A 9,829-nucleotide genomic window follows, 5' to 3' on the forward strand; every position below is an offset into this window, starting at 1 on the left:
ACTGCGAAGGAGAACGGATTAAATCCATTCAACTATCTTCGTTACTTATTTGAGGAACTTCCCAATATGGATACAACCAACAAAACGGAATTGGCGAGATTGCTTCCTTGGTCGCAATCTCTTCCAGAAGAATGCCGCGTACCAACTAAATCTAAATAAAGCATACAAAAAATCCCCATCTGATTACAGGTGGGGATTATTTGACGCTTACATTTATCTTTTTAAATTAGAGGTGCAACTCAAAATACGAATTGCACCTCATCATCGTTTGCCTTTCCTAAACTATTTTCAGGGTAGTTCATTACTTTTTATCAATTTGGCTCACTAAAATCAATAAATCTAAATAAATCACCATAGATAATATCATCAGAATATCCAAGTTCTTTGGTAACTTTTTCCTTTATTGGATGACATGGGCTTTTATATCTTTCATTATTATTTGTTTTATTGTCCTTTTTAATTGGTTCACCAGTCTGACGATCGTAGCATACACTACCTGCTGATATATATTTTTTACTAATGAAATTACCATTTCGTAATGCAATATATCCTTTGCGATCATCTGAAAATAGATCGTTACCAAAATAAATATCATTTTCCGTATTTACCCCTAATAAATGTAGTAATGTTGGTTTCAGATCAATCTGACCAGAAACATTAGACATCACTTTTCCTTTTCCTGAACCAGGAATATGAATGAAAAGCGGTACACGTTGCAACCGAACTTGATCGTAAGGTGTAATTTTATCTTTCCCCAAATATTGACTCATTGCTTTATTATGGTTTTCACTTATTCCGAAATGGTCACCCATTATTACAATGATTGAGTTTTTATATAAACCAGCATTTTTTAATTGATTAAAAAACTGCTTAATTGCTTCATCAGTATATCTTACAGTTGGAAAATAATTATTAAGTGTACTTGAACCAGAATTATAGGGTTCTATTGTTTGATCTTCCTTGTCTAGACTAAATGGAAAGTGATTTGTTAATGTAATAAATTTTGTGTAAAAAGGTTGTTTGAACGACTGTAAATACTTAATTGATTGTTCAAAAAAAGCCTTATCCTTTAGTCCCCAACCGATTGAATTATTGTCTGTCACTTCGAAGGCCATTTCACCATAATAATAGTCATACCCTAAATTCTTATACATCTGATCCCTATTCCAAAAGCTTTTATTATTGGCATGGAATACCGAATTATAGTAGCCTTTTTCATTTAATAATTCAGGCATTGCATTATATTCATTCTGGGCATGTGTAAAGAATACCGAACCACTTGGCAATGGATACAGTGAATTTTCTACCACAAACTCAGAATCTGACGTTCTGCCCTGAGCGATTTGAGAATAAAAGTTTTCAAAATAAAATGTATCCTCATTTTCTACTAAACTATTTAAGAAGGGAGTAATTTCTTCTCCATTTACTTTATTATTAATAACAAAGTTTTGCATAGACTCGACAGAAATAAAAATTAAATTTTTACCTTCTGCGATCCCAAAGATATTTGATTTGTCTTTGCTTTGAATGTCATTCACATATTCTTTTATTTTTGGAAGTTCATTTTCATCCGCAAAGACTCGTTTAGCTTTTACTCTAGATTGCATTACTACATCGTACATATGGTAATTAAAAACACCTATATTTTTCACAAGATATTCTCGATCAAATGCACGAGTGAAAAGCTGAGGTCTTTCCATTTCTGCTAAGAAAAAGTTACCTGCTAGCAACAAAAAAGAAACTGCCAATGTAAAAACTTTCCCTCTTCTAAGGAAATTCACAGACATAGCTTTTTTCTTTTGTTTACTCAAATACCAAATAATGGCTACTTCCGCAAACAATAATATATCGTATGGTTTTATTAATGTTAGAATACTAGATCCTAAATCTCCCATATTACTAGCTTGGAATAATTGTGGAATCGTTATAAAGTCAGCATTTGCACGGTAAAATACAAGATTAAAAAACAAGATTAACGACCCAATTAAAGCGGTGTATCGTAGAAATTTCATTTGTCTGGATTGGTTTTTAAACCAAACACTTACTGCAAAGATCAAGTAAGCGGACACAAATGGGTTAATAAATAAAATCAATTCTTGCATTGAGTTATCTAATTCCAGGCTAAACATAAAACGATAAACAATATACGTCTTTATTCCAAACAGTATGGTTGTTATTATAAATAATGGTATTTTAATTCGTGTATTCTTCATTCATAGTTCCTCCCTATAAAGCAGAAGTTCCTATTATAAATTTGATAGAGAATCCCTTTAAATTTAATACATATTAAAGAATATCATATACTATGAATATTATAAACAACAATTATGTTACAATTTTGTTAATGATATTTATGACTTGACGTTAAAGTACACGATATGAAAAACGGACAAACAGAAAAAACTCATTAGAATAAATACAATACTAAACGTCAAAGATAAATTAACAAAAACAATCTGCTGAATAGTAGTAATAACACCTATTACTAGTAAACTAATAGTGGTTTTTATGAGTATCCCCTTGAGATTGTGTTTCTTATTAAAGAGTCTCATAATTGAAATTGCAATAAGCCAGTAAAAAATGATCAACACGGTAAACAAAATTATTGGGCCAGACGCCTTGTTTACAATTAGATTTGTAACAAAACTAATCATTGCAAACAATGCAATATAGGCTAAAATAAAATAACGTGGTATTTTTAAAGTAGATTCTGTATACATTGTTTTCTCCTTATTAAAGTTTGTAAGGCTATCGTGTAAAGTAAAGAACTAAATCACTACACGATATTCTATTTATAGGATTCAAAGTGGTATCTGTTCACTTATTCATATAAACTAAAATAACAGGAACTAAAAGGTAATGCAACTATATATGGTTGCTTTGATGTTTGATGAGATACAAGTCTGTAGCCATCGATCCATTAATGCTTTTTATCCTAATGCAATGTCTAAAATCATCATGACAGTAAATCCAATCATTAAGCTCATAGATGCTAAGTCCTTATTCCCCTCCTCTTGTGAGCTAGGAATCACTTCCTCAGCCACGACGAAAATCATTGCCCCCGCAGCAAAACTTAAAGCATATGGAAGTATTGGTTCAATAAAAACAACAGTCATTACCCCAATCAATGCAGCAACTGGTTCAACCATTCCAGAAAATTGCCCATAGAAAAAACTTTTTCGACGAGACATTCCATCCCTTCGAAGTGGCATGGAAACAGCTACACCTTCAGGAAAGTTTTGAATACCAATTCCAAGCCCTAATGCGACAGCTCCTGCTAAAGATGCTTCAGGAAATCCAGAAGCAACTGCTCCAAAGGCTACACCAACTGCAAGACCTTCAGGAATATTGTGTAAAGTGATTGCTAAAACAAGCAGTGTACTACGACGATTTTTATTCGGCTGTATCCCCTCAGCCTCTCCTATTGGTGTATTTGGATGTAAATGTGGGAGAAGTTTATCAATCCCCCATAAAAAGAGACCACCTAATAGGAAGCCTATAGCTGCTGGAATCCATGCTGGTAAAGGGGCATTTTTTGCCATTTCAAGGGCAGGGGAAAGAAGTGACCAGAAACTTGCAGCAATCATTACCCCACCTGCGAAACCGAGCATTCCATCCAAAAATTTTTGATTAACCGATTTTGTTGTAAATACTAAAGAAGCTCCAAGTGCAGTCATGCCCCAAGTGAATAAGGTTGTAGCCAGTGCTTGGATAGCTGGGGAAAGATCAATAAAAAATTCAGCCATAAACATTCCTCCAAAATTAGCAAAAAATATTATAAACTTTTGTAATCATTTGTATCAATTGCAAGGATAATCACCGAAACGATAATGTTTCCTTAGCGAAACATTATAAACCAAAGGAAACTTGTCCGTCAACAAAAATTATTTTGTACAAATTCCCAAATATATTGATAGTAGCTAAAGGAAAGTCTTGAAGCAAGTATTTTCTGATTAAAATAAAACTTGATACATATAACTTCTTAGTTCTGGTCAAAATAAAATTGAAATACCGAAAGAAGGTCTACTTTTACATGACGGATTTTTTTCAAGGAAGGATGATCACTGTGAAGAATGATAAAACAAGCATTAGACATTCAAAGGATTGTTTGAGAAAGGTAAAGCCTTATCAGGAGATTAACAACGAAATATCAAAAAATGAGAAGTTAATACATAAACAACCAACCCCACAACCACAAGACTTAGAAGAAATTGAGTATTAATAGCAAAAATCAAAGAGATCCTTCATAGTATATAGCAGTTCATGATGTGAATATATACATGAAAATATAATTACGACGATAATATTTGTTAAAAGGATGTGACATAATGCAAGGAAAAGGTATACTTGAGACAGCTGATTTATACACGATAATTACAGCGATTTTCGTCGGAACATTAGCCAGATATTTAACATTAAAAGAAGACTACCGCCAATACCCAACCTATCCCAATGGGTACCTAATACACGTGGTTACAGGATTTATTGCAGCTGCACTTGGAGCGGTTGCGGTTCCAGCACTACTTACGAAAAACTTTGTGGCAGTTACATTCCTGACGTTGGCTATCCAACAATTTCGTGATGTAAGAAAAATTGAAACAGATAGCCTTAGTTTGCAGGAAAAAACTGAATTCACTCCAAGAGGCGGAGCATACATTGATGGCATCGCAAAAACATTTGAGGCAAGAAACTATTTTGCATTAATTGTTTCACTTATCACCTCGATAGTTATTAAAGTGGCGTCATCGTTCGATATCATCAATTTGTTTGTTGCACAAATAATTGGGATCGTTCTCGGCATTTCAATATTGTTCTTTTTAAAGTACTTCTCAAAAGGTAAAACAATAGGAGATGTCGCAGAAGTCAAGGAAGGAAAGGTAGAAGTTCGTGGTTCTGAACTTTACGTTGACGGTATTTACGTGACAAATGAAATTGGAACTGATCGGGCACAGAAACTCATTCAAGTGGAAGCGATCGCAGCAGTAATCTTCCCTAAGGATAAAATGTATCGATTAGCTCTCGATAATTTCGGTCAAAGGCAAGCTATTCTGTTTGATGCAGTTCGTGTTCTTGGTGTCAAACGGTACAATTACACACGAAAAGACTTTGAAAAAGGTAGAGTTGTTGTCACTCTTGTCCCTATAAATAAGGATACGGATTCACTCATTGAAGTAATAAAAAAATGTCCATTGTTGGAAAGCATGAAAAAATCACATTTTTTGGTTAAAGGAAAAGCCTAAAGAAATTTAAAGGAGGATTTTTTATGGGACGACAAGAAAACGCAAGATCACCACAATATGAGGTTTTAGCCTACATCACCCAAAATAAAAATCGAGTTATTACCGGATACCCTCTGTGTTTATACGCTGACTCTGAAGAAGAATTAAAACAAATGACAACAGACATTGCAAAAGCGTTAAAAGCAGACGTTACGCGGTTGAAAAATAATGACTATTTGATATTCCGTTTATAAGTATCATTGTTGGTTCACCATGACCCCAGTGGAAATTCATTAAAAAAATGATAATAATCTATAAAAAAGTTTATTTTCTTCGGATAAATTTTGAAAAATTTCGCCCAAAAGTTCGATCAAAAATTACGGCTATGACTGATGTGAAAAATAGTACAGCAGTATCCCGGAAAACATGAGTAAAATCCATTTCATTACTAATAATATAGTTTTTTATTTCTGACCAAGTATAAATTCTGTAATTAAGAAACGGATTATTATTACTATTTAATTGTTGATCATTAGACACCAAAACATCGTTTAAAAATAGATAATTATTATTAAGAAAAGGTATATTTCCATATGAGATGCTTATGACTAACGGAATAACAAAAAAAACCAGTACGAACAAAACGACTACAATTTTGAATGAAGCTCCAATATTCCTTTTCATTTTCATCTTATCACACCCCATTAGTAAAATATATTACTTAAAATGGTTAAGTTATGACTATATAGAAGATCTGTAATAATATAATCATTTATAAAAATATTAATATAAATAAAGTTTGGAGCATTATAGTCATGTTCGTACCTTGATTATTTTCTCTCACCATTAGCACCCACATTAAATTCTTTGGCTGGCATCGTGTGCGATCCCCGTGCTGTTACATGAGAAATTACGTTATAGATTCCCTTTTCATTAAATGTATGTTTTAGTGAATACACACCATCACCTTCATTCTTGACTTTAAATTTCTTTGAGTTATTTTGGTTTCCTTTCTTCCAAATTTCAAATTGGATTTCATCTGCATCAGAGACAGTTTCACTACCTTTGGTAACCCTAATTTGAATAGTTCCTTCTTTTCCTAGTTTAAAGGCATCAGATTTCGTGATAAATTCAACCTTTAATGGTTCAATTGACACCTCTGCATCTTTCTCATTATCTTTTAAGTTACTACCATTAGTATTACCGCAAGCTACTAAGAAAACAAAAGCCAAAGTAGCAATAAATATTGTTATTTTTTTCATCAATAAACTCCTTTAATAAATTTTTCTCGGTTTACAATCTGGTCTAATGAATATTTTCTTGAAAACGATTCCACATACGACTATAAATCAAACATTAAATTAACCACTTCATTTGAATGGTCCTGACAAAAGTAATTTTTATTGTCAAAAAAGATTAAATTAGAAAATTGATGGATGCCTTTTCAATGGAATTAACGGGCTAGATTATTAACGGCTACCCCTCATCGAAAGTCCTTGTTACCTTAACTATTTGTCTACTGTGATAAATAATCCCTGCTATAACTGCTAGGGTAATAAACAACATAAAAAGAAATTCGACTATATGTCCTCCGAAAACTGAACTCGTCTTCATATCCGTAGCATTGCCAGTAGTGTCAGCCATTTTCTTTTCTACGAGATGTTCTTTTACCTGGTTTAAAGGATAAGAAAATATTATTTTTCCGTCTTCATTCGTTATCTCTAATGAACCATTACTATTAACTTCTTTTGTCATTTTCTCATTTATAGAATGAGTATAGAAAATTGCTTTTGGTATTATAAACTCTTGGTCCCCACGCTTAAAGGTGGATCCCTTAGAGATACTAGATGTTTCAAAGTTATTAAATCCATAGTCTAATAGATTAATTGTGTCATCATATGCTGCTGATTGTAAATAGCTATTTAAAGTAATCACAATTAGACTTAATTTATCCCTCTCTGCTGTCGTAGCCAGGGTAAAACCAGATTGATTGACGAAGCCCGTCTTCCCACCAGTTATACCCTCATAGGGAATCTGTCTCATTAATTTATGATGGGTAATAAGCGTGGTATCCCAAGACTCCCCATTCCACTTTAATTTTTTTGTCCCAAATATTTTTCGAAATGTGTCATTTTTCATTGCGTATTGAGTGATTTTGGCCAAGTCTTTCGCAGTTGTTACATGTTTCGGATCAAAAAGACCATGCGGATTTTCAAAATGAGTATTTTTTACACCAATTATGTTTTTTAAGTATTTGTTTATATCTGATGCAAACTGTTTCACACTGCCACTCAAATGTTCAGCAATCGCTACTCCTGCATCGTTTCCTGAATTAATTAACAATCCTTGTATAAGCTTCTTTAACGTTACTTTTTCTCCTTCTTCTAAATAAACTTTAGTTCCTTCTATATTCCTTGCCTTTTCACTAACGGTTACAATTCCGTCGAGATTACCTGTCTCTATAGCATAGATAGCTGTTGCAATTTTGGTTAAACTTGCGGGGTACATTTGTGTATTAGCATTTTTTTCATAAAGAACCCTTCCTGTTTTTGCATCGATCATAATTGCGGCTTCACTTACTAAATTAGGAGGAGAAACATCAGAGTTAGCAAAGACTTTAGACATGAATAATGGGTTCATGGCAGCAATAGTTATGATAATTAGAATGAATTTTCTCATGTTAGCACCCTTTATTAAAAATAGTTTCCAATCACAATTCTAACTATTTTCAACCAAGAATGGTGTAGATTTGTATAGATGTAATAAATATTTAACATTGTTAAATGCTTGTAACAGGGAAAATTAGGGAGAGGTAGATAATTACTTTTCTCTGTATCTTTAGTAGAAAAATGTCCCACTAACTAAACAAAAAAATTTTCAATTTAATTCTAAAAATAAACTTTATACTATAGAGTAATTTTAATAACAAAAAAATATACCTGTCACTATAAAGTTGTGTCGGCAATGTTTTTAATAAAGAGTATTTATCCTTTATTGATTGATGTGGAGATTAATAATAAAAATCACAGTTCCAGTGAATTAGGGTCTTAAAATGGCTTGTTAAAATAAGTCTCTTACTACTTGAAAACACATTTCATTTTAATGGCGTAGTACAACAAGACAGATAAATGATTAATACCCCTCCGTACGCAACATAAACCCTACCAATAACCAAATAAGGTAGCCTCCGCCTATTTTAGCCAGTCCCGCAAAAATAAATAATTTTACTGTATAAATCATCTAAAAAACAACCTTACTTCTTAGCAAACTTAATTAATATAAAAGAGTAACCTACTCTTTATTATTTGGCATCCGTCAGCCACCTTCAATGCAAGTATCCGTTGAACTATCAACAACTTAGTTCAATTCCCTTAGCAGTAAGGTAAGTTGCCCCCTTTTTAACTACCAATTTTTGTGAAAGCGGAATATTGTATTTCGCGAAAATTTCTTTCATTTTTATCCAAGTATCAACAATTGCTTTTGGTCTGTTGAATAACCATTTACTTAGCTCCCTTCGTTTTCACTTTGTAATTTCTTACAATATTAATGCTATTTTACCTATCAGATAAGAGCACATATTTTTGTGTATACTAAGAAATACTTAGGCGAAGCATTGAAATACAAATAATAGATAAGCTTCAAGTTAAGTATTACTATTGCTACTTCCATATTTTTAATTAAGAAGTGAAATTTTTAAAAATATAACCTGTATCACTGGCCACACCCTGTAATAGCGCAGAACCACGTCTAAATTGCAAAGGCAACCCTAAAAAGTATAAACCTTCTACACTGGTTAATCCCCTATTATGAATCGGTTTTCCATTGTAATCTAGGACATCTGTGATTTTTACCCATGAATAGTTAGGTTCGAATCCAGTAGCCCATATTATGTTATTTAATTGAAGAAGCGACTTGTCCTGGAATTTTATTTTCCTGCCCTCCAACAGACTTTTCTTTAATGACAATATCCCCTAATAACATCGCTTGATAAGCCTTTCGAAAATGAAGGAATCTTTGGTTTTTGAAATGGTCCAGTAGCTACTACTACATTTTGAGCTCTATATTCCCAGTGTTCAGCTAAGCTAATATGATAAAAACATTATTCTCCTTCCTAACAATAGTTACTCTGCTATCATGTTAATCGGTAATTTAAATTTTTCCGCATATCCTCTCAGATAATTAGCTATTTCATCTTTGGTAGGAAATCCTCGTGAATCGCCTTCTAGTAGGAACCCCGGTAGTGAACTAAACTGACTTGATGTAAACAAAACTAAGGAATCACACCGTTTTTTCCACGATACCCCTACTTCTTTATTCTCATCTAAAATGAGGAAAGAATGGCCTGATTGTTTTAAGTAATATCCCATTGACAAGCCAGCTTGTCCTGCGCCAATAATTATAGTTTCATTCATTTACTCTTCCCCCATTCTTTTTCAATAATATTATCACACTAAAACAATCATTTGAATATTAATATTGACAAGTAATATTATATTGCTTACACTTTAAACAAATAATCAAACAATCATTAGAGTGAGGTGTTAAGTATGTCAGCTGAAAAAGTTGTAAAATTGAACAAAGATACGTGTGATACCTTTTGTTATGACGAA

8 protein-coding genes and 1 pseudogene are annotated in these 9,829 nt (G+C 32.8%); 4 read left to right on the forward strand and 5 right to left on the reverse strand.

Annotated features, from left to right (window positions below):
• A partial coding sequence (locus tag ACY9Z2_RS18705; protein ID WP_463611202.1) for a transposase domain-containing protein occupies positions 1–159 on the forward strand: 159 nt, incomplete at its 5' end.
• Positions 160–311: 152 nt separating this feature from the next.
• Here ACY9Z2_RS18705 and ACY9Z2_RS18710 read toward each other — a convergent pair.
• Positions 312–2,213, reverse strand: coding sequence for an LTA synthase family protein (locus ACY9Z2_RS18710; protein WP_463611195.1), 1,902 nt, complete (start codon positions 2,211–2,213; stop codon positions 312–314).
• Positions 2,214–2,930: 717 nt separating this feature from the next.
• Positions 2,931–3,746, reverse strand: a complete 816-nt coding sequence (locus tag ACY9Z2_RS18715) for a ZIP family metal transporter (RefSeq protein ID WP_463611196.1) — start codon at positions 3,744–3,746, stop codon at positions 2,931–2,933.
• 287 nt (positions 3,747–4,033) lie between these two features.
• Here ACY9Z2_RS18715 and ACY9Z2_RS18720 point away from each other — a divergent pair, with 287 nt between their 5' ends.
• From ACY9Z2_RS18720 to ACY9Z2_RS18730, 3 genes are all read left to right on the forward strand, one after another.
• Positions 4,034–4,222 carry a hypothetical protein gene (locus tag ACY9Z2_RS18720; RefSeq protein ID WP_463611197.1) on the forward strand — a complete coding sequence of 63 codons (189 nt, stop codon included), beginning with the start codon at positions 4,034–4,036 and terminating at the stop codon, positions 4,220–4,222.
• A gap of 106 nt (positions 4,223–4,328) precedes the next feature.
• Positions 4,329–5,240 (forward strand): YIEGIA domain-containing protein, encoded by a 912-nt coding sequence (locus ACY9Z2_RS18725; RefSeq protein WP_463611198.1) that lies wholly within the window; start codon positions 4,329–4,331, stop codon positions 5,238–5,240.
• A 23-nt stretch (positions 5,241–5,263) separates the two neighbouring features.
• Positions 5,264–5,473: a capping complex subunit for YIEGIA gene (locus ACY9Z2_RS18730; protein ID WP_463611199.1), complete on the forward strand. Its 210-nt coding sequence runs from the start codon at positions 5,264–5,266 to the stop codon at positions 5,471–5,473.
• 576 nt (positions 5,474–6,049) lie between these two features.
• Here the strand turns inward: ACY9Z2_RS18730 and ACY9Z2_RS18735 are convergent.
• The 3 genes and pseudogenes from ACY9Z2_RS18735 to ACY9Z2_RS18745 form a co-directional block, all read right to left on the reverse strand.
• Positions 6,050–6,481: a FixH family protein gene (locus tag ACY9Z2_RS18735; RefSeq protein ID WP_463611200.1), complete on the reverse strand. Its 432-nt coding sequence runs from the start codon at positions 6,479–6,481 to the stop codon at positions 6,050–6,052.
• A 214-nt stretch (positions 6,482–6,695) separates the two neighbouring features.
• Positions 6,696–7,898, reverse strand: a complete 1,203-nt coding sequence (locus ACY9Z2_RS18740; RefSeq protein WP_463611201.1) for a D-alanyl-D-alanine carboxypeptidase family protein — start codon at positions 7,896–7,898, stop codon at positions 6,696–6,698.
• A 998-nt stretch (positions 7,899–8,896) separates the two neighbouring features.
• Positions 8,897–9,631, reverse strand: a pseudogene (locus tag ACY9Z2_RS18745) (NAD(P)-binding domain-containing protein).
• Positions 9,632–9,829 lie beyond the last annotated feature (198 nt).

The sequence above is a fragment of the Virgibacillus sp. GM2-2 genome, from assembly GCF_055329585.1.